This window comes from Streptomyces sp. NPDC048270 (assembly GCF_040652335.1).
In the GTDB taxonomy this organism is placed as follows: Bacteria; Actinomycetota; Actinomycetes; order Streptomycetales; family Streptomycetaceae; genus Streptomyces.
The window spans coordinates 155,646-174,238 of the sequence record NZ_JBEZLV010000008.1; the positions used below are offsets into that span (position 1 = coordinate 155,646).

Sequence of the window (18,593 nt, forward strand, 5' to 3'; positions counted from 1 at the left end):
TTACGGGACACCCCCTACGGGGCGAGGGCCGGGCGGCCGTTCTCCAGCTCCGCGGCGCCCTCGCCCGACTCCAGGACCCGGTAGGCCTCTTGGACGCGCAGGCCGAGCGATCCGGGGAGGTAGGCGGCGAGTTCGGCCGGGTCGACCAGCCGCCAGGAGATCAGCTCCTCGTCCTGGAGCGTGATCGAGGCGAGCTGCCCGGCGTCGAGCACCCCGCCGTCGTAGAGGTAGGCGACCAGCGGCGGGCGGTCCGCGCCGAGGTTCCAGTCCACGGCGAGCAGCCGCCCGAGCGGCACGTCGATGCCGATCTCCTCGGCGCTCTCGCGGCGGGCGGCGGTGCGCGGCGACTCGCCCTGGTCCGACTCGACGGTGCCGCCCGGCAGCGCCCAGCCCTCGCGGTAGTTGGGCTCGACGAGCAGGACCCGGCCCTCGGCGTCCCGGTAGAGGGCGGCCGCGCCGGCCAGCACCCGGGGCAGGCTCGCGATGTAGGTGGCGTAGTCATCCGTGGTGGTCACTTCGCCACCCTACCCAGACATCCGCTACGGGGAGCCCGGCCCGTCCTCGCGGTCGCGGCCCCTGGACTCGGCGACGCGCCGCAGGCGCGGGTGGCGGGCCGGGCCCTGCTCGGTGATGGCGTCGCCGACCATGGCGCGCACCGCGTCGCGCAGTCCGTGCAGCGCGTGGTGGCGGGCCGGTCCGGCCCCGGGGTCCTCGCGCAGCTCCTTCACCAGGGCCCAGCACAGCAGGAGCATGACGATGGCGAAGGGCAGCGCGACCAGGATGGTCGCGGTCTGCAAGGACTTCAGGCCCCCGGCGACGAGGAGCACGGCGGCGACCGCCGCCATCAGCACGCCCCAGGTGACGACGAGCCAGGTCGGCGGGTGGAGGGAGCCGCGGCTGGTGAGCGAGCCCATCACCAGGGAGGCCGAGTCCGCGCTGGTGACGAAGTAGGTCATGACCAGGAGCATGGCCACCCACGAGGTGGCCGTGGACAGCGGCAGGGCGTCCAGCATCGCGAAGAGCGAGGCCTCCGTACCGTCCTTGATCTTGGCGGCGAAGTCCACCGCGCCGGTGGAGTCGAGGCGGATGGCGGTGCCGCCCATCACGCAGAACCAGACAACGGTGGCGCCGCTGGGGACGAGCAGGACGCCCACGAGGAACTCGCGGATGGTGCGGCCGCGCGAGATCCGGGCGATGAAGGTGCCGACGAACGGCGCCCAGGAGAGCCACCACGCCCAGTAGAAGATGGTCCACGCGCCGAGCCACGCGGAGTCGGTGAAGGCGCCGGTGCGGCTGGCCATCGGCAGCAGCTGCTGCAGGTAGCCGCCGACGCTGGAGGGGATCACGTCGAGGACGTAGACGGTGGGACCGAGCACGAAGACGAAGAGCATCAGGGTCGCGGCGAGCACGATGTTGGCGGTGCTGAGCCACTTCACGCCCTTGTGCAGGCCGGAGAAGGCGGACAGCACGAAGGCGCCCGAGAGGGAGCCGATGATGATCAGCTCGACGGTGGTGGAGTCCTCGATGCCGGTGGTCAGGCCGAGCCCCTTGGACACCTGGAGCGCGCCGAGTCCGAGGCTGGTCGCGGTGCCGAAGACGGTGGCGAAGACGGCGAGCAGGTCGATGCACTTGCCGGGCCACCCGTCGGCCCGCTCCGCGCCGATGAGGGGGACGAAGGCGGAGCTGAGGCGGTTGCCGCGGCCCTTGCGGAAGGTCGCGTAGGCGAGGGCGAGGCCGGCGATGCCGTAGATCGCCCAGGGGGTGAGGGTCCAGTGGAAGAAGGAGTACTCCATGGCCGCCAGGGCGGAGGCGCCGGTGGCGGGGGCCGCGCCGGAGGCGGGCGGCGGGTTCAGGTAGTGGGTGAGCGGCTCCCCGACCCCGTAGAACATCAGGCCGATGCCCATGCCGGCGCTGAACATCATCGCGATCCACGCGAGGTTGGTGAACTCGGGCTCCGAGTCGTCGGCGCCTAGGCGGATCCGGCCGAAGCGGCTGACGGCGAGCACGACGCACATCACCAGGAAGGCATCGGCTGCGATCACGAACAGCCAGGCGAAGTTCTCCAGGACCCAGGCGAGCGCGGTGCCCGAAGCGGTGTCGAAGGAGTCCTTGCCGAGCGCCGCCCAGCCGACCACCGCCAGCACGGCGATCACGCCCACGATGACGACCGCGCGGTCGGGGGTGTCGTCCGCCGGGCCGCCGGGCCGGTCACCCGGGGTATCCGGACGTGGCTGTTCCAGTGAATCCGCGCTCATGCGGCCACACTATGCAGGCATATGTCCCTCTTTAGGCGTAGGGCGCGCCGGGTGTGGCCCAGGCCACTCATGGGCATAGGAGGATCCTCCGGATAAGCTCATGGCGGCGCGACTGCACTGTTCGATAGCAAGGGAATAGCAAGGTGACGGACGGAGCAGTAACTGAGGCCGCGCGCGTGCTCATCGCCGCGGACAAATTCAAGGGCTCGCTCACGGCCGTTCAGGTCGCGGAGCGGGTGACGGCGGGCCTCCGCAAGGCCGTACCGGGCGTGGAGATCGAGACCCTCCCCGTCGCGGACGGCGGCGACGGCACGGTCGCGGCCGCGGTGGCGGCCGGTTTCGAACGCCGGGAGGTACGGGTGACCGGGCCCCTCGGCGACCAGGTCACGGCCGCCTTCGCGCTGCGCGAGGGCACCGCGGTGGTCGAGATGGCGGAGGCCTCCGGGCTGCAGCTGCTGCCGGCGGGCACCTTCGCCCCGCTGACGGCCACCACCTACGGCTCGGGCGAGCTGCTGAAGGCCGCGCTGGACGCGGGCGCGCGCTCCATCGTGTTCGGCGTGGGCGGCAGCGCCACCACCGACGGCGGCGCCGGCATGCTGGCGGCGCTGGGCGCGGTGTTCCTGGATGCGAACGGCGAACCGGTCGGCCCGGGCGGCGGCGCGCTGGCCGCGCTGGCCTCGGCCGACCTGTCAGGGGTCGACCCGCGCTTCGCCGAGGTCGACTTCGTCCTGGCCAGCGACGTGGACAACCCGCTGACCGGCCCGAAGGGCTGCGCGGCGGTCTACGGCCCGCAGAAGGGCGCGACACCCGAGGACGTGGCGACGCTCGACGCGGCGCTCGCGCACTTCGCCCAGGTCCTCGAGAAGTCCATCGGTGCCAAGGCCGCCGAGTGCGCGGTGCTGCCGGGCGCCGGCGGCGCGGGCGGCATCGGCTACGGGGCGCTGCTGCTCGGCGCCACGTTCCGGCCCGGCATCGAGCTGATGCTGGAGGTGCTGGGCTTCGCGCCGGCCCTGGAGCGCGCCACGCTGGTCATCACCGGTGAGGGCTCGCTCGACGAGCAGACCCTGCACGGCAAGGCCCCGGCGGGTGTCGCGGCGGCGGCCCGGGCGGCCGGCAAGCCCGTCGTGGCGGTGTGCGGGCGGCTGCTGCTGACCCAGGAGGCCCTCGAGGCCGCCGGGATCCGCAAGGCCTACCCGCTGACGGACCTGGAGCCCGACCCGGCGAAGTCCATCCCGAACGCCGGCCCCCTGCTGGAGCAGGTGGCGGCCGCCATCGCCGCCGACGTCCTCTGAGCCCTACCGGCCGCTGAGGCCCGGTCCCCCGAGCGGGGGCCGGGCCTTCGCCGTTGCACCGCCGGCCCCCGGCCGGCGGTGCCGCGGCGGCCGCCACCGCGCGGCCGCCCCCAAACCCCCGGGACAGTGTTAGAAAGGGCTCATGACCGGACGTTTTGGTCGCCAGCCGACCGGATGGGGCCCGCGCCTGTTCGCGCGCCTGTCGCTGGGGGCCCGCAGCGTCGCCGGTCAGGTCTTCGCCCTCCAGGCGGTGATCGTGCTGCTGCTGATCGCCGCGGCCGCGGCGGCCCTGGTCCTGCAGTCCCGGTACGACAGCGAGCGCGACGCCCGCAACCGCTCGCTGGCTGCCGCCGAGTCCTTCGCGCACGCCCCCGGCCTCCCGGCGGCGCTGAGGGCGCCGAATCCGACCGCCGTGCTCCAGCCGCTGGCCGACGCCGCCCGCAAGGCCTCCGGCGTCGACTTCATCGCCGTGATGAGCACCGACGGGGTCCGGTACACCGACTCGCGTCCCGAGCTGATCGGCCGGCGTGCCACGGGCGACCTCTCCCGCGCCGTGGCCGGGCAGTCCTTCACCGAGACCTTCACCGGCGAGCCCAGCGACGCGGTCCGGGCCGTCGTACCGGTACGGGACGCCCGGGGCGACGTGGTGGGCCTGGTCGGCACCGGCATCGAGGTGGCGAACGTGTCGGACGTGGTCGAGGGCCAGGTCCCGCTGCTGATCGGCGCCGCGGCCGGCGCCCTGCTGCTGGGCACGGGCGGCGCCTTCCTGGTGAGCCGACGGCTGCGCCGCCAGACCCACGGGCTGCGCGCGGACGAGATGGCCCGGATGAACGAGCACCACGAGGCGGTGCTGCACGCCGTCCGCGAGGGCGTCCTCATCATCGGGACCGACCACCGGCTGGTCCTCGCCAACGACGAGGCCCGGCGCCTGCTGGGCCTGGCGCTCGACGCCGAGGGCCGGCACGTCGCCGATCTCGGACTGGACGCGGGCACCACCGAACTGCTCGTCTCGGGCCGGATCGCGACGGACGAGGTGCACCTGGCGGGCGACCGGCTGCTCGCGGTCAACGTCCGGCCCGCGAAGCCGTACGGAGGCCAGTCCTCCGGCACCGTCATGACCCTGCGCGACTCCACCGAGCTGGCGGCGCTCTCCGGCCGGGCCGAGGTGGCCCGCGAACGGCTCCAGCTGCTCTACGACGCCGGGGTGCGGATCGGCACCACCCTCGACGTGGTGCGGACCGCGGAGGAGCTGTCGGAGGTCGCCGTCCCCCGCTTCGCGGACTTCGTCACCGTGGAGCTGCTCGAACCGGTGCTGCGCGGTGACGAGCCCTCGTCGGCCGCCGGGGTGTACACGGAGATGCGGCGGGCGGCCATGAGCGGTGTCCGCGGCGACCAGCCGCTCCAGCCGGTCGGCGACATCATCCGGTTCATCGTCCCGACGGCCCCGATGGCCGCCGCCCTGGACGCGGGCGAGGCGGTGCTCGCGCCGGACCTGCACGCCGCCATGGGCTGGCGGGCCCAGGATGCGCAAGGGACCCGTGAGGCCCTGGACTACGGACTGCACTCCCTGATCAGCGTTCCCCTCCAGGCGCGCGGCGTGGTCCTCGGCATGGCCAACTTCTGGCGGGCGGCGGACACCCCGGAGGCCTTCGACGAGGAGGACCGTTCCTTCGCGATGGAGCTCGCGGCGCGCGCGGCCGTCTCGATCGACAACGCCCGCCGCTTCACCCGCGAGCACGCGACGGCCGTGGCCCTCCAGCGCAGCCTGCTCCCCCGCGTGCTGCCCGAGCTGACCGCCGTGGACGTCGCCTTCCGCTACCTGCCCGCCAAGGCCGGGGTGGGCGGCGACTGGTTCGACGTGATCCCGCTGCCCGGCGCACGGGTGGCGCTGGTCGTCGGCGACGTCGTCGGCCACGGGGTGCACGCCGCGGCCACGATGGGCCGGCTGCGCACCGCCGTGCACAACTTCTCCACCCTGGACCTGCCGCCCGACGAACTGCTCGGGCACCTGGACGAGCTGATCAGCCGGATCGACCAGAGCGACACCGGCGGCGGTGGGGGCGAGGGGGACGACGAGGCCGGGGAGAGCGGGGACGAGCCCGCCGCGATCACGGGGGCCACCTGCCTGTACGCGGTCTACGACCCGGTGTCGGGCCGGTGCGTGATGGCCAGCGCCGGGCACCCCGGGCCCGCGCTGATCCGCCCCGACGGGGACGTGGAGTTCCCCGAACTGCCCGCCGGGCTGCCGCTCGGCGTCGGCGGCATGCCGTTCGAGGCGACCGGGTTCCGGCTGCCCGAGGGGAGCCGGCTGGTGTTGTTCACCGACGGCCTGGTGGAGGACCGCCGGCGCGACTTCGACACCGGCCTGGGGCTGCTGCGGGACACGCTGTCCCGGCCGGGCCGCAGCCCCGAGCAGGCCTGCGCGGACGTGCTGGCCGCCCTGCTCTCCCCGGTGCCGGGCGACGACATCGCCCTGCTGATCGCCGACACCCGGCGCCTGGACGCCGACCGCATCGCCGAGTGGGAGGTGCCCGGCGAGGCGGCGGCCGTCTCCCGTGTGCGCAACGCCGGGGCGGCGCAGCTCGCCGCCTGGGGCCTGGAGGACGTCTCCTTCACCACCGAGCTGATCCTCAGCGAGCTGATCACCAACGCCATCCGCTACGGTTCCGCGCCCGTGCGGGTCCGCCTGCTGCGCGACCGCACCCTGATCTGCGAGGTCTCCGACGGCAGCAGCACCTCCCCGCACCTGCGGTACGCGGCCACCACCGACGAGGGCGGGCGGGGTCTGTTCCTCGTCGCGCAGTACGCCGACCGGTGGGGCGTCCGGTACACGGACCGGGGCAAGGTCATCTGGGCGGAACTGCCGCTGACCGCGCGCGCGGAGCCGCCGGCCCCGGCGCCGCTGGACCTGGACGCGCTGGAGGACCTGGCCTGGTGACGGCCGGACGCCGCGGGCCGGCGCCCGACTCCTGACCCGGGGCCCCCGGGTCAGGAGGGACCCGGCGTCATCCCGCGGGTCCTCCGACCGGGCGGGTCCGGGCCAGGAGCACCGCGACGTCGTCCTGCGGATCGCACGGCAGCAGCTGCTCCAGGATCCCGTCGCACAGCTCCTCGAGCGGCTGCCGCGCACCCTCCAGCGCCCGGGCCAGCTGGTCCATGCCCTCGTCGAGGTCCCGGTCGCGGGCCTCGATCAGGCCGTCGGTGTAGAGCACGAGCAGGCTCCCCGGGGGCAGCGGCACCTCTTCCGTGCGGAAGTCCTGCCCGCCGGTGCCCAGCGGGGTGCCGGGCGGGCCGTGCAGGAAGGTGATGGTCCCGTCGGCTCCGGCCACGGCCGGCGGCGGGTGGCCGGCGCGGGCGACCACGCAGCCGCCGGAGGCCGGGTCGTGGACGGCGTACACGCAGGTGGCCATCTCGTCCTCGCCCAGATCGGCGACCACGGCGTCGAGCGAGCGGAGCATCTGCTCCGGGGGCACGTCCAGCCGCGCGAGGGTCCGTACGGCCGTGCGCAGCTGGCCCATGACGGCCGCCGCGTGGATTCCGTGACCCATCACGTCGCCGATGACCAGTCCGGTCCGGCCGCCGGGCAGCTGGATCACGTCGAACCAGTCCCCGCCGACGTCGTGGTCGCTGGCGGGCAGGTAGCGCCCGGTCAGTTCGAGGCCGGTGACCTGGGGGAGCTCGCTGTTGGTGAGGCTGCGCTGGAGGGTCAGCGCGGCCTGCCGCTGGCGGGTGTACATCCGGGCGTTGTCGATGTTGAGGGCGGCGCGGGCGACCAGTTCGTCGACGAGGACGCGGTCCTCGTCGTCGAAGGGCTCGCGCTCGCGCAGCCGGGTCACCGCGACCGCGCCCAGCACCTGCCCGCGCGCGACCAGCGGGACCATCCGGGCGGAGCCGAGGGTGGCGAGGTAGGCGCGCAGGGCGTCGGCGCGCGGGTCGGTGATCAGGGCGGGGATGTCGGGGGTGTAGAGGTCCATCGGCCGGCCCTCGGTGATGACCCGCTCGTAGACGCTGTCCGCGGGGATCTGGAAGGTCTGCCCGGTCTGGAGCTTCGCGGTGGGCGCGTCCGGGTCGGGGAAGACGGCCGCGAGCCGGCGCATCAGGCCGCGGGTGGAGGCCGCGGCGGCCGGGCTCTCGTCCGGGCCCAGGACGGATTCGAGGAGCTGTACGTCGGCCGAGTCCGCGAGCTGCGGTACCAGGAGGTCCACGATCTCCTGGGCGGTCTGGCGCAGGTCCAGGGTGGTGCCGATGCCGGTGCCGGCCTCGGCCAGCAGGGCGAACCGGTGCCGGGCCCGTTCGGCCTCGGCCTGGGCGCGCTGGCCGTCGGTGATGTCGATGAGGGAGGCGATCAGGCCCAGGGGCCGTCCCGAGCCGTCGAGCAGCGGGGCGTAGGAGCAGGACCACGTCCGGTCGTGGTCGGGGTCGGCTGCGGTGCGTCCGGTGCGGCGGACGTCGACGACGGCCGTGCCGCGTTCGAGGACCTGGCGCATGGTGGCCTCGAGGTCGGCGGCGTTGACCCCCGGCACCACCTCGGTGAGCCGTCTGCCCAGGTGCGCGGCGGCGGGCATGCCGTTCATCCGGGCGAGGGCGTCGTTGACCCGCAGGAAACGCAGGTCGGTGCCGAGGGTGGCCAGGCCGATCGGCGACTGCGTGAACAGGCTCTGGAGGGCGGCGAGGGAATCGCGCATGTGGAGCACCTCGGAGGTCTCCACGGCGATGAGCATGGCGCCCGTACGCCCCTGCGGGTCGGCCGCGGGGACGATCCACATCTCCATGACGACGCGGTGGCCGTCGCGGTGGCGCACGGGCAGGGTGCCGACGACGGTCTCGCCCGCCTGGACGCGGCGGGTCAGGTCGTCGGCGAGCCCGCGGTTGGCCTCGGGGACGAGGACGGCGGCGCCGGGCCGGCCGAGGATGTCCTCGGGGCGGTGTCCGAGCAGGTCCTGGGCGGCGAGCGACCATTCGACGATGCGGCCGTCCGCGTCCTCGCGCCACAGGGCGATCGGGAGCAGCTCGCGCAGTACGCCCGCGTACCCGACGGCTGCGTCCGGCGGATCCGGCACTTCGCTCGTCGACTGGTAAGTGTCCACCGCACCGACCTCACCCCGGGGGGCCTCGTTCCTACCGATTCACCCTATCCGAGGGTCAGCCGGGCGGCTCTGTGTCCGTCACCCCCGGAACGAATCGGGCGCACCACGGCTCTTGACTAGGGCGAAATAGGGAGGACACTCATCAATACACCGGAAAACCGGAAAAGAGCCGCACCTCCCTCCGGAGACGTCCAGAGGCCCGCGTGACCCTTGTCCAGGCTCTGGCCAGGCCCCCGGCAGTACGCGCGCTCCACGGGAGCCATCGGCGACGGCGGATGGCTCATGGAAGCGGCGGAACTGCCGGGGACTGTCTTGTGTTCCGGCCCTGCCCTGCCCCCTGTGTCCGCTCGGCGTGTCCGTCAGCGCGCGAGGCCCTCGAGCGGCTGCGGCGCGCGGCCCGTGTCCTGCTGCGCCGCGTCCAGTACGGCGGCCACTGCCTGGGCGAGCCGCGGGATCCGGTGTCCGGCGATCCCCGCGATGTTGATCCGCCCCGAGGTGGTGCCGTAGACGGCGTGGCTCCGGCGCAGTTCGAGCATCTGGCCGGCGCTGAGCGGAAGCATCGAGAACATGCCCTTCTGCCGGTCGAGCGCCCGCGCCCGGGCTCCGTGGCCCAGAGCGCCCAAGTGGGTCGCCAGGTCGGCCCGGTTGGCGGTGATCCGGCCCCGCATCGCCTCCAGTTCCGCCCGCCAGGCGGCCCGCAGCCCGTCGTCCCCGAGGATCGTCGCCACGATGGCGGCGCCGTGCTCGGGCGGCATGGAGTACAGGGTCCGGGCCGCGTTCTGCAGGGCCGTCTCGGCGTGGCCGAGCGCCCGGGCGGACGTACCGAGGACCATGGCGCAGCCGGTGCGGTCGCTGTAGAGCCCGAAGTTCTTCGAACAGCTGACGGCGATCAGCATCTCGGGCACCCGCGCGGCCAGGATGCGCGTGGGCAGCAGGTCGGCCTCCAGGCCGTCGCCGAGCCCGTGGTAGGCGAGGTCGACGAACGGCACCCAGCCCTCGCGCACGGCGAGTTCGGCCAGCGCCTCCCACGCGTCCAGCGTGGGGTCGGCGCCCGTCGGGTTGTGGCAGCAGCCCTGGAGCAGGACGACGTCGTCGCGTCGCGCCGCGCCCAGTTCCCGCAGCACGCCCTCCGCGTCGAAGGCGCCGTCGGCGTCGCGCCAGCCGAACGGACGGACCTGCAGCCCGGCGGCCTCCAGGATGGGCCGGTGGTTGACGTACGCCGGGTCGCTGATCCACACCGTGGTGCCCGGGCGGGTCCGGCCCACCAGGTCGGCGAGCAGCCGCAGCGCTCCGGACCCGGCGACGGTCTGGACGGTCACGGCCCGGTCGGCCGGCGTCTCGGCCCCCAGGACCATGCCCTGCATCGCGCGGTTGAAGGCGGTGTTGCCGGAGAGCCCCCGGTACTCCTTGGACTCCGCCTGCTCGGCCAGGCGGATCTCCGCCTCGCGCACGGCCGCCATGACGGGGGTGCGGCCCGTGTGGTCGCGGTAGACGCCGAGGACGAGGTTCAGGCGCTCGGGCCGCCGGTCCGCGGCGAATTCGGCGGTCAGGTCCCACAGCGGGTCGGTGGGCGGCGACGGGAGGAGCTCAAGCATCTGCGGGAACCTCGGGTCGTGGGCGTCGGTTGGCGAGGACGACGCCGGCGGTGATGACGGGGACGCCGATGAGCACGGCGGGGGTCGGGGTCTCGCCGAGCAGGGGAATGGCCAGCAGGACGACGGCCACGGGGCTGAGGCTGCCGCCGACGGAGCTGCGCTCCGCGCCGAGCCTGCGGATGGCGACCGCGTACAGCAGGCCGGCGCAGAGGCCGACTCCGAGCCCCTGGACGACGAGGAACAGGGCGATGTCGCCGCCCGCGGCGTGCGCGAGGCCGGTCGGCAGGACGCCGGCCAGGACCAGGACCCCGATGATCGCGAAGGAGGGCAGGCAGAGCAGGCCGATCGACCCGACGGGGTCGAGGGCCACGTCCCGCAGGCCCACCGTGTACAGGGCCCACAGGCCGCTGGCCACCAGGAGGGTGCCGGCCCCCTCCAGGACGTCCGCGTCCACGGGGACGACGTAGCGCCAGACCAGGGCGGCCACGCCGGCCGCGATCAGCGCGAGCCCGGCCGCCTGTGTTCCGCGCGGGGCGCCGCGGCCGCGCAGCACCATCAGCGCGGAGACGAACAGCGGGACCATGCCGGGGACGATCGAGCCCACGAAGGCCGCCGAGGTCAGCGAGCCGCCGTGCATGGCCGCCAGGAAGAACGGCACCCCGGCACCGCAGACGATCTTCAGGGCGGGTCCCGGCCGGACCGCCGCGATGCTGTGGCGGCGCCGCCACAGCGCGGGGAGCAGGACGGCCAGCGGGACGCCGAAGCGCAGCAGGGCCGCGTCGGCCGGCAGGAGGGTCGAGGCGCCGAGCGCCCGGGCGCTGAGCGCGAAGGCGGCCCAGATCGACACGGTCACGGCCAGGGCGAGGACGCCCTCGGTCCGCGGGGAGAGCCCGCGCCGGCCGGGGGTCCCCCCGGCGGTGGCCGGGGGAGGGTTTGCGTCGGGCGGACCTCCCGTGTGGGGAGGCGCGGTCGCCCCGGTGATGTGCGTTGCGACCACGGTCGTTGCTCCAGCCTTACCGGGAACGGACCGGTCTGGCCCGTTCCCGGGCAACGCTAGGGCTTCGGCCGGGGCAGCCGATTGCCAGTTCTGCCGCTCGGACATACGTTTGGGGCAGGATCTGCCAAGAACCGCCGACGATCCGCCGAGGAGTGGCCATGGACTCAGTCGATCTGCAGATCATCCGGGAATTGCAGGCCGACGGACGCCTGTCCAACCAGGACCTGGCCGACCGCGTCCGGCTCTCCCCGTCGCCCTGTCTGCGCCGGGTCCGCAGGCTCGAGGAGGCGGGGCTGATCCGCGGCTACACCGCCATGGTCGACCAGGTGGCCTTCGGGCTCCCGGTCACCGTCTTCGTCCGGATCAGGTTGGAGCGCCACACGGCCGAGGCGGTCCGGCTCTTCGAGGAGCACGTCGCGGTCATCGAGCACATCCAGGACTGCTACCTGATGGCGGGCAGCAGCGACTACCTGCTGCGCGTGGTCATCGAGGACCTGGAGGCGTACGAGGCCCTGGTGCGCCACCGCGTCCACGCCATCCCCGGCATCGCCTCGATCGAGTCGAGCTTCGCGTACGGCAGCGTCAAGCAGTCCCGTACGTACCCCCGCCCCTCCCCCGGCGCCTCAGCCCAGCGCTGAGCCCGACGGCACGACGACTCCGTACAGGTCGGCGATCGTCGCGAGCGCGGCCTGGTGGACCTGCTCGGCGGACAGCTCGGCGACCGCCGTCCCCAGGGGCCGGGTAGCGCAGGCGTCGGCGACCACGGTGGGCTGGTTGCCGCGCAGGTACGCGCCTTCCACGGTGTAGGCCACGCACATGTGGGTCATAAACCCGATGACGATGACGTTCTTGTTGCCGGCGGCGTCGAGGTGTTCGCCCAGGCCGGTCCCGACGAAGGCGTTGGGGGCGGCCGTCTTGACCACGACGGTCTCGCCCTCGACGGGGGCCACGGCGGGGTGGATCCTGCCGATGTCGGTGCGGATGTCGTACGGGGTTCCCGGGCCGCCGTCGTGCTGGACGTGGATGACCTTCGCGCCCGCCTCGCGGGCCCTGGCCAGCAGCGCGGCGGCGGAGTCGAGGGCGGAGCGCCAGCCCGCCAGCTCCAGCACGCCGCGGGTGTAGGTGTTCTGGTAGTCGACCAGGATCAGCGTCGCGTCGGCCGGCGAAGCCGGGGTCGGGTCGAAGCCGTTGAGCTCGCGCAGGGTGGTGGCAGACATGGAAGTACCGTCCTCGGAAGTGGCGTTGACAGGGGGCCCGCCGCTGCTCGGCGGCCGTGTATGGAACGCTATGACCCGCCAGGAGTGTCGGCAATGTCATCCGACTTGCAGATACGGACATCGGGTGCGAGCCCCGCCGAACGGAGACCAGTTGAGCACCGTCAGCCGCCTCGTCGTCATCGTCCTCTTCGACGGCGTCGACCTGCTGGACGTCACCGGGCCGCCCGAGGTGTTCTCCCTGCTGCGGCGCGAGGTGGGCGACGCGGCGGGCTACCGCGTGGTCCTGGCCGCCGAGACCATGGATCCCGTCACGACCTCCGCCGGGGTGCGCGTCCTTCCCGACACCACCTTCCGCGAGGTGGCCTCGGGGCGGAGCATCGACACCCTCCTGGTGCCCGGCTCGGTCGAACTCGACGACCGGGGACGGGTGCACGCCGTGAGCGACCCCGCCGTGGTCACCCGGGTGAAGGCGCTCGCCGGCCGGGCCCGGCGCATCGCGTCCGTCTGCGTGGGCGCCCACATCCTCGCGGACGCCGGGCTGCTGGACGGCAAGCGCGCCACGACCCACTGGTCGACGGCGCGGCAGCTCGCCGCCGAGCACCCCGCCATCGAGGTCGACGCCGACCCGATCTTCATCCGCGACCAGGACGTGTGGACCGGCGCGGGCATCAGCGCCTGCCTCGACCTGTCACTGGCCCTGGTCGCCGACGACTTCGGCGAGGCCGTCGCCCTGCGCATCGCCCGGCAGCTGGTGATGTACCTGAAGCGGCCGGGCGGGCAGAGCCAGTTCAGCGTCCCGCTCGAACCCGTCTCGACGACGCGCCGCGTGGAGGACCTGCGCCACCACATCACGCGCAACATCGCCGCGCCGCTCACCGTCACCGACCTCGCCGCCCACGCCCACGTGAGCGAACGGCAGCTGACCCGGATCTTCAAGACGGAACTGGGCATGACCCCGGCGGCCTACGTCGAGTCGGCCCGCGTCGAAGTGGCGCGCAACCAGCTCGAGTCCACGGACGCCACCCTCGAACGCGTCGCGTCCGCCTGCGGCTTCCACACGACGGACACCCTGATCCGCGCCTTCCGCCGCCGGCTCGACACGACCCCGACGGAGTACCGCAACCGCTTCCGGTCCGCCCCGTAGGGCCTGCTACCGGGCGGCCTCGACGGCCGCCGTGAAGGCCGCGTGGGCCTTGTCGTCGAAGAGGACGAAGCGGACCTCCTCGACCTCGGTCCGGGCCGCCCGTACGGTCTGCACGGCGATCCGCGCGCCGTCGTCCAGGGGCCACCCGTAGATCCCGGTGGAGATGGCCGGGAAGGCGACCGTACGGGCCCCCAGCCCGTCGGCGACCCGCAGGGATTCCCGGTAGCAGGAGGCCAGCAGCTCCGAGCGGTCCTCCTCGCGCGACCAGACCGGGCCGACGGTGTGGATCACGTGCTCCGCCGGCAGCCGGCCGGCGGTGGTGGCCACCGCGCGGCCCGTCGGCAGGCCCTTGCCGTAGTGCGAGCGGCGCAGGTCCTCGCACGCGGCGAGGATCTCCGGGCCGCCGCGCCGGTGGATGGCGCCGTCGACCCCGCCGCCGCCGAGCAGGGAGGAGTTGGCGGCGTTGACGATGGCGTCGGCCCGCTCGGCGGTGATGTCGCCGCGGACCAGGGTGATGCGCGGCATCAGGAGTCCTTTCGCAGGTGGCGCCACACGGCCTTGGCCGCGTTGTGGCCGGACATCCCGTGCACGCCCGGGCCGGGAGGCGTCGCCGAGGAGCACAGGAAGACCGCCGGGTTGGCCGTCGTGTACGGGGAGAGGCTGAGCTTGGGGCGCAGCAGGAGCTGGAGCCCCGAGGCCGCGCCGCAGGCGATGTCCCCGCCGACGTAGTTGGGGTTGCGGGCGGCCAGCTCGGGCGGGCCGGCCGTGGCGCGGGCCAGGACCAGGTCGCGGAAGCCCGGTGCGAAGCGCTCCAGCTGGCGCTCGACGGCGTCGGTGAGGTCGCCCTGCCAGCCCTTGGGCACGTGGCCGTACGCCCAGAAGACGTGCTTGCCCTCGGGTGCGCGGCCGGGGTCGACCAGGCTGGGCTGGGCGGTGATGAGGAAGGGCGTGCGCGGGGCCCGGCCGCCGGAGGCCAGCTGCAGGGCCGCGTCGATGTCACGGGTGCGCGGGCCGATCTGGACGGTCCCCGCCCGGCGCGGCTCCTCGGCGGTCCACGGGACCGGCCCGTCGAGCGCGTAGTCGATCTTGTAAACGGCGGCTCCGTACCGGTAGCCGTCGTAGGCGCGGCCCAGGCGGGCGATGCGGGCCAGCGCGGTCGGCGAGGTGTCGAACACGTAGGCGCGGGCGGGCGGGAGGTCGTCGAGCCGCTTGACCTCGAAGCCGGTGTGGACGGAGCCGCCGAGGTCGCGCAGGTACGCGGCGAGGGCGTCGGAGACGGCCTGCGAGCCGCCGCGCGGCATCGGCCAGCCGTTGGCGTGCGCGGCCAGCGCGAAGACGAGGCCCACGGCGCTGGTGGCGATCCCGTCGAGCGGGGCGATGACGTGCGCCACCAGCCCGGCGAACAGGGCGCGGGCCCGCTCGTCGCGGAAGCGGCGCAGCAGCCAGGTGGCGGGCGGCAGCCCGGTGAGCCCGAAGCGGGCGAGGGTGAGGGGGTCGCGGGGCAGCGCGGTGCCGGGCAGCGACATGAAGTCCCGGGCCAGGGTGTCCCACCTGCCGAGGAACGGCTCGACGAGGCGCCGGTAGGCGCCGGCGTCGCGCGGCCCGAAGGACGCCGCCGTCTCGGCGACCGAGCGGGACAGGACGGCCGCCGTGCCGTCGTCGAAGGGGTGCGCCATCGGCAGCGGCGGGTGCAGCCACTCCAGGCCGTACCGCTTCAGCGGCATCGTCGCGAAGACCGGCGAGCCCGCGCCGAGCGGGTGTACGGCCGAGCAGGGGTCGTGGCGGAAGCCCGGGAGGGTGAGCTCCTCGGTCCGGGCCCCGCCGCCGACCGTGTCCGCGGCTTCGAAGAGGGCCACCGAGAACCCCCGCCGGGCGAGTTCGACGGCGGCTGTCAGCCCGTTGGGCCCCGCCCCCACCACGACCGCATCGAGAATCGACGGCACTTGCGACTCCTTCGTCCGGCGGCGCCACCGCCCCCAGGATATTCCGGCTTGACGCGCCCCCGGTCACGGCACCGGGGCGGCTAGCCGCGCAGCAGGTCCCGGATGCGGACCGTCGTGGCCTCGTCGCGTCCCACGGCGAACGGCAGCGCGTTGTCCCGGTCCACCCGGAAGGGGACCCCCTCGACGGTGCTCTGCGTCCCCCCGGCCTCGGCGACCAGCAGCAGTCCGGCCGCGTGGTCCCAGGCCGAGGGCCAGGTGAAGGCAAGGGCGTCCATCTCGCCGCGGGCCACCTTCAGGTACTCCAGGCCGGCCGATCCGCAGGGCCTGGCGGCCACGCCGGGCACCTCCAGCCGGCCCAGGGTCCGCTTGTCCTCCTCGGAGGTGTACAGGGGGTGCGCCATGGCGACCCGCAGCTCCGCGCCCGCCTCGGGCGAGCCGCTGCGGATGCGCTCCCCGTTGACGAAGGCGCCCTGCCCGCGCACCGCGGTGGCCAGCTCCTCCAGCGCCGGGGCGAAGGTCCAGGAGGCGAGGATCTCCCCGCGGTGGGCCAGCGCCACCAGGGTGCAGAAGGCCGGGTCGCCGGAGACGAACTGGCGGGTGCCGTCGACCGGGTCCACGATCCACACCGGGGCGTCGGCGCGCAGCGCCCCGTACACCGTCGGGTCGGCGTGCACCGCCTCCTCGCCCACCACGGCCGAGCCGGGGAGCAGCCTCTGCAGCGAGGCGGTGAGGTGCTCCTCGGCCTTGCGGTCGGCCACCGTCACCAGGTCGTGCGGTCCGCTCTTCTCGTCGACCTCGTGGTCGGCGAGCTGCCGGAACCTCGGCATGATCTCGATCGCCGCCGCCTTGCGGACGGCCTCTTCCACGTCGGACAGGCCATGGGTAAGGAACTCATCGATCATGCGCCCATCACATCACGCCCGGACGGCAAACCCCACCGACAATTCCCGACGGACGGCTGGACTCCGGGTGTATCCGGGGTGAATCGCCCCGGCGCCGCCCACCGGAAGGACGCGCACGTCCCGGTGGGCGGCCCCGCCGGAGTCAGCCGACGGGGGACGGGCTGCGGGGGTCGGCCGGGCGGGGGACGAAGACCGGGGAGTCCGACTGGTAGAAGAGGTCGATGTCGGCCTCCTCGCCGCCGACGATCAGGGTGTCCCAGGCGCCGCTCTCCCGCAGGGTGCGCAGGGTGCCCGGGGCGATCGAGGCGAGGTGGGAGCGCAGTTCCCCGTCGCCGGGCAGGCCGGGCATACGGGGCGCCAGCCGTTCGCGGATCCCGGCCATCCGGTCCAGCAGTGCGTCCAGGTCGCTCCCGTCCGCGCCCCCGCCGGTCCGGGCACCGGCGCCGGCGTCCGCGCCCCCGCCGGTCTCGGCGCTGCGCGCGATGATGTCCTTGATGGCGCGGGTGACGCCCTGCTCGTCGGTGGTCACCATGGCGTTCCAGGCCCGGCTCTTGTGCCGGTACTGGAGCATGGACATGGCCGCCTCGTGCCGGATGAAGTCGGCGTCCCGCAGCGGCTTGCCCCGCCAGGCGCGGCTGAGCGAGCGCGCCAGCGACGTGGCCGAGGCGAGGCCGCTGTTGAGGCCGCGGCCCGGCCAGAAGTGGATGGCGTTGGCCGCGTCGCCCAGCAGGAAGCCGTAGGTGCCCGGGGCGGTCGCGGTCGGCCGGTGCAGCTGTGCGGTGAACCGCGGGCGCTGCACCATGTCCAACCGGAACGAGGTGATCGCGGACAGGTCCTCCTCGGCCACCCCGAACAGGCTGAGGCCCTGCCGGATCTCCTTCCACAGCGGCGAGCTGCGCAGCAGGGCGGGCAGGAAGAGGGTGCCGTGGGTGGGGCAGCGGAACTCGTTGTCCTCCTCCTGCCGGCTCATCAGGCAGGGGCGGGCGGCGATGCACTCCTCGAAGACGTGCCGGACCGGGTCGATCCCGATGACGCTCTTGGCCTCCTCCCGGGTGAGGCGCATGTTCAAGAAGCCCTCGCCGCGCAGCGAGTTGAGCAGGAAGCGGTTCTGCGACACGGTGAGCAGCACGCTCATCGGGTCCGGCAGCCCGGACTTGACGCGCAGCCCCAGCACGATGTCCTGGAGGTGCTCGCCGTCGAGGGAGTAGATCGAGGCGTCGGCCGTGCCGAACCGGTCGGCGTAGTGCTCCCGGGTGCGGGAGCGGCCGCCCTCGGCGACCACCAGGACGTGCTCCTGGGTGATCCGGTGCTGCTCCTGCGCCGCGTCGAAGCGCCGGGGGACGAGGCGGATCGACGGCTTGCGTCCCGCCAGGTCCAGCAGCCGGTCCTCGATGTGGGCGATGCGGATGTTGCGGGGCGGGCGGCCTTCGACCGAGTCCGGGCCGACGGGCCACATCTCGGAGTAGGCGCCGCCGTCGTCGAACAGGGCGGCGAGCACCTCCTCGGGCAGGGCGAGGTACTGCCGGCTCTGGACGGTCACCACCTGCTGGCGGCGGAAGTTCCCCTGGGTCTCGTCCTTCCAGACGACCGAGGAGCCCTTCCTGGTCCAGCGCCCGTCGTAGAGGGTGATGGCGGTCCGCCCGGGCAGCATCTCGTCGAGCGCCAGGGCGAAGGCGAGGCCCACCGGGCCGCCGCCGGTGATGGTGACCCGCAGCGTGCCGGGGTCGGCGGCGCTCGGCCGCGGCACGTCCAGGAGGGAGAGGTCGATGACCGTCTCCATGGCGTCCTGGGCCTCGTAGAGGAAGGTTTCGTCGCCGATCCGGATGCAGTCGTTCGGACGCAGCACATGCCGCGTGACGCGCTGGTCGTTGACGAAGGTGCCGTTGCGGCTGTCCCGGTCGTAGAGGACGAAACCGGCGTCCTCGCCCACGATCTCGGCGTGCAGCCTGGAGGCACTGGGGCTGACGATCACGACGCCGTTGTCGCTCTTGCGTCCGAAGCTGACGGGCTCGCCGCCCAGGACCACGCTCTGCCCGGTGAAGGGGCCCGTGCGTCCAACGATGACCGAAGGCACTCCACACTCCTTGAAAAAGACGCCTGCTGACTCCTCGTAGACAGCAACACGCCGACACGAAGGTGTTCGGTTCAACCATTTCGAAAA

14 protein-coding genes are annotated in these 18,593 nt (G+C 73.8%); 4 read left to right on the plus strand and 10 right to left on the minus strand.

Features of this window, described 5'->3' with window-relative positions:
* Positions 1 to 14: 14 nt before the first annotated feature.
* Together AB0D66_RS10440 and AB0D66_RS10445 are read right to left on the minus strand one after the other, a co-directional pair.
* A complete protein-coding gene (locus AB0D66_RS10440) occupies positions 15 to 515 on the minus strand; it encodes an NUDIX hydrolase (protein WP_362299682.1) in 501 nt (166 codons plus the stop codon).
* A gap of 24 nt (positions 516 to 539) precedes the next feature.
* A complete protein-coding gene (locus AB0D66_RS10445) occupies positions 540 to 2,255 on the minus strand; it encodes a BCCT family transporter (RefSeq protein WP_362299685.1) in 1,716 nt (571 codons plus the stop codon).
* 143 nt (positions 2,256 to 2,398) lie between these two features.
* Between AB0D66_RS10445 and AB0D66_RS10450 the strand changes: the two genes are divergently transcribed.
* Both AB0D66_RS10450 and AB0D66_RS10455 read left to right on the plus strand, forming a co-directional pair.
* A complete protein-coding gene (locus tag AB0D66_RS10450) occupies positions 2,399 to 3,547 on the plus strand; it encodes a glycerate kinase (RefSeq protein WP_362299687.1) in 1,149 nt (382 codons plus the stop codon).
* Positions 3,548 to 3,689: 142 nt separating this feature from the next.
* Positions 3,690 to 6,485: a SpoIIE family protein phosphatase gene (locus tag AB0D66_RS10455; RefSeq protein WP_362299690.1), complete on the plus strand. Its 2,796-nt coding sequence runs from the start codon at positions 3,690 to 3,692 to the stop codon at positions 6,483 to 6,485.
* 67 nt (positions 6,486 to 6,552) lie between these two features.
* Here the strand turns inward: AB0D66_RS10455 and AB0D66_RS10460 are convergent, their stop codons facing one another.
* The 3 genes from AB0D66_RS10460 to AB0D66_RS10470 all read right to left on the minus strand — a co-directional run bounded on the left by AB0D66_RS10460 (position 6,553) and on the right by AB0D66_RS10470 (position 11,226).
* The gene (locus AB0D66_RS10460) at positions 6,553 to 8,634 is read right to left on the minus strand and encodes a SpoIIE family protein phosphatase (protein ID WP_362299692.1); all 2,082 of its coding nucleotides are present in this window, start codon (positions 8,632 to 8,634) and stop codon (positions 6,553 to 6,555) included.
* Between the two features lie 359 nt (positions 8,635 to 8,993).
* Complete coding sequence (locus tag AB0D66_RS10465; protein ID WP_362299695.1) at positions 8,994 to 10,229, minus strand: aromatic amino acid transaminase; 1,236 nt, start codon at positions 10,227 to 10,229, stop codon at positions 8,994 to 8,996.
* On the minus strand, positions 10,222 to 11,226 hold the full coding sequence (locus AB0D66_RS10470; RefSeq protein ID WP_362299699.1) for a DMT family transporter: 1,005 nt from the start codon (positions 11,224 to 11,226) through the stop codon (positions 10,222 to 10,224). Before AB0D66_RS10470 ends, AB0D66_RS10465 begins: the two co-directional genes overlap by 8 nt.
* 158 nt (positions 11,227 to 11,384) lie before the next feature.
* On the opposite strand from AB0D66_RS10470, the gene AB0D66_RS10475 reads away from it, so the two are divergent.
* Complete coding sequence (locus tag AB0D66_RS10475) at positions 11,385 to 11,864, plus strand: Lrp/AsnC family transcriptional regulator (RefSeq protein ID WP_362299702.1); 480 nt, start codon at positions 11,385 to 11,387, stop codon at positions 11,862 to 11,864.
* On the opposite strand, the gene AB0D66_RS10480 is transcribed toward AB0D66_RS10475, so the two are convergent.
* Positions 11,850 to 12,443, minus strand: a complete 594-nt coding sequence (locus AB0D66_RS10480) for an isochorismatase family protein (protein ID WP_362299705.1) — start codon at positions 12,441 to 12,443, stop codon at positions 11,850 to 11,852. The two genes, AB0D66_RS10475 and AB0D66_RS10480, sit on opposite strands and share 15 nt — an antisense overlap.
* A 151-nt stretch (positions 12,444 to 12,594) precedes the next feature.
* On the opposite strand from AB0D66_RS10480, the gene AB0D66_RS10485 reads away from it, so the two are divergent.
* On the plus strand, positions 12,595 to 13,587 hold the full coding sequence (locus AB0D66_RS10485; protein WP_362299708.1) for a DJ-1/PfpI family protein: 993 nt from the start codon (positions 12,595 to 12,597) through the stop codon (positions 13,585 to 13,587).
* Positions 13,588 to 13,593: 6 nt separating this feature from the next.
* Here the strand turns inward: AB0D66_RS10485 and AB0D66_RS10490 are convergent, their stop codons facing one another.
* The 4 genes from AB0D66_RS10490 to AB0D66_RS10505 all read right to left on the minus strand — a co-directional run bounded on the left by AB0D66_RS10490 (position 13,594) and on the right by AB0D66_RS10505 (position 18,506).
* Positions 13,594 to 14,112 carry an O-acetyl-ADP-ribose deacetylase gene (locus tag AB0D66_RS10490; RefSeq protein ID WP_362299710.1) on the minus strand — a complete coding sequence of 173 codons (519 nt, stop codon included), beginning with the start codon at positions 14,110 to 14,112 and terminating at the stop codon, positions 13,594 to 13,596.
* Positions 14,112 to 15,530 (minus strand): NAD(P)/FAD-dependent oxidoreductase, encoded by a 1,419-nt coding sequence (locus tag AB0D66_RS10495; RefSeq protein ID WP_362299712.1) that lies wholly within the window; start codon positions 15,528 to 15,530, stop codon positions 14,112 to 14,114. Before AB0D66_RS10495 ends, AB0D66_RS10490 begins: the two co-directional genes overlap by 1 nt.
* An 80-nt stretch (positions 15,531 to 15,610) precedes the next feature.
* Positions 15,611 to 16,432 (minus strand): inositol monophosphatase family protein, encoded by an 822-nt coding sequence (locus AB0D66_RS10500; RefSeq protein WP_362299717.1) that lies wholly within the window; start codon positions 16,430 to 16,432, stop codon positions 15,611 to 15,613.
* Between the two features lie 142 nt (positions 16,433 to 16,574).
* Entirely contained in the window at positions 16,575 to 18,506 is a 1,932-nt protein-coding gene (locus AB0D66_RS10505) for an FHA domain-containing protein (protein WP_362299719.1), read from the minus strand.
* Positions 18,507 to 18,593: the final 87 nt, after the last annotated feature.

Excerpts from the sequence above, each read along its gene's own strand:
- AB0D66_RS10445 (WP_362299685.1), bottom strand. The coding sequence starts at position 2,255 with ATGAGCGCGGATTCACTGGAACAGCCACGTCCGGATACCCCGGGTGAC.
- AB0D66_RS10455 (WP_362299690.1), top strand. The coding sequence starts at position 3,690 with ATGACCGGACGTTTTGGTCGCCAGCCGACCGGATGGGGCCCGCGCCTG.
- AB0D66_RS10465 (WP_362299695.1), bottom strand. The coding sequence starts at position 10,229 with ATGCTTGAGCTCCTCCCGTCGCCGCCCACCGACCCGCTGTGGGACCTG.
- AB0D66_RS10475 (WP_362299702.1), top strand. The coding sequence starts at position 11,385 with ATGGACTCAGTCGATCTGCAGATCATCCGGGAATTGCAGGCCGACGGA.
- AB0D66_RS10480 (WP_362299705.1), bottom strand. The coding sequence starts at position 12,443 with ATGTCTGCCACCACCCTGCGCGAGCTCAACGGCTTCGACCCGACCCCG.
- AB0D66_RS10490 (WP_362299710.1), bottom strand. The coding sequence starts at position 14,112 with ATGCCGCGCATCACCCTGGTCCGCGGCGACATCACCGCCGAGCGGGCC.
- AB0D66_RS10500 (WP_362299717.1), bottom strand. The coding sequence starts at position 16,432 with ATGATCGATGAGTTCCTTACCCATGGCCTGTCCGACGTGGAAGAGGCC.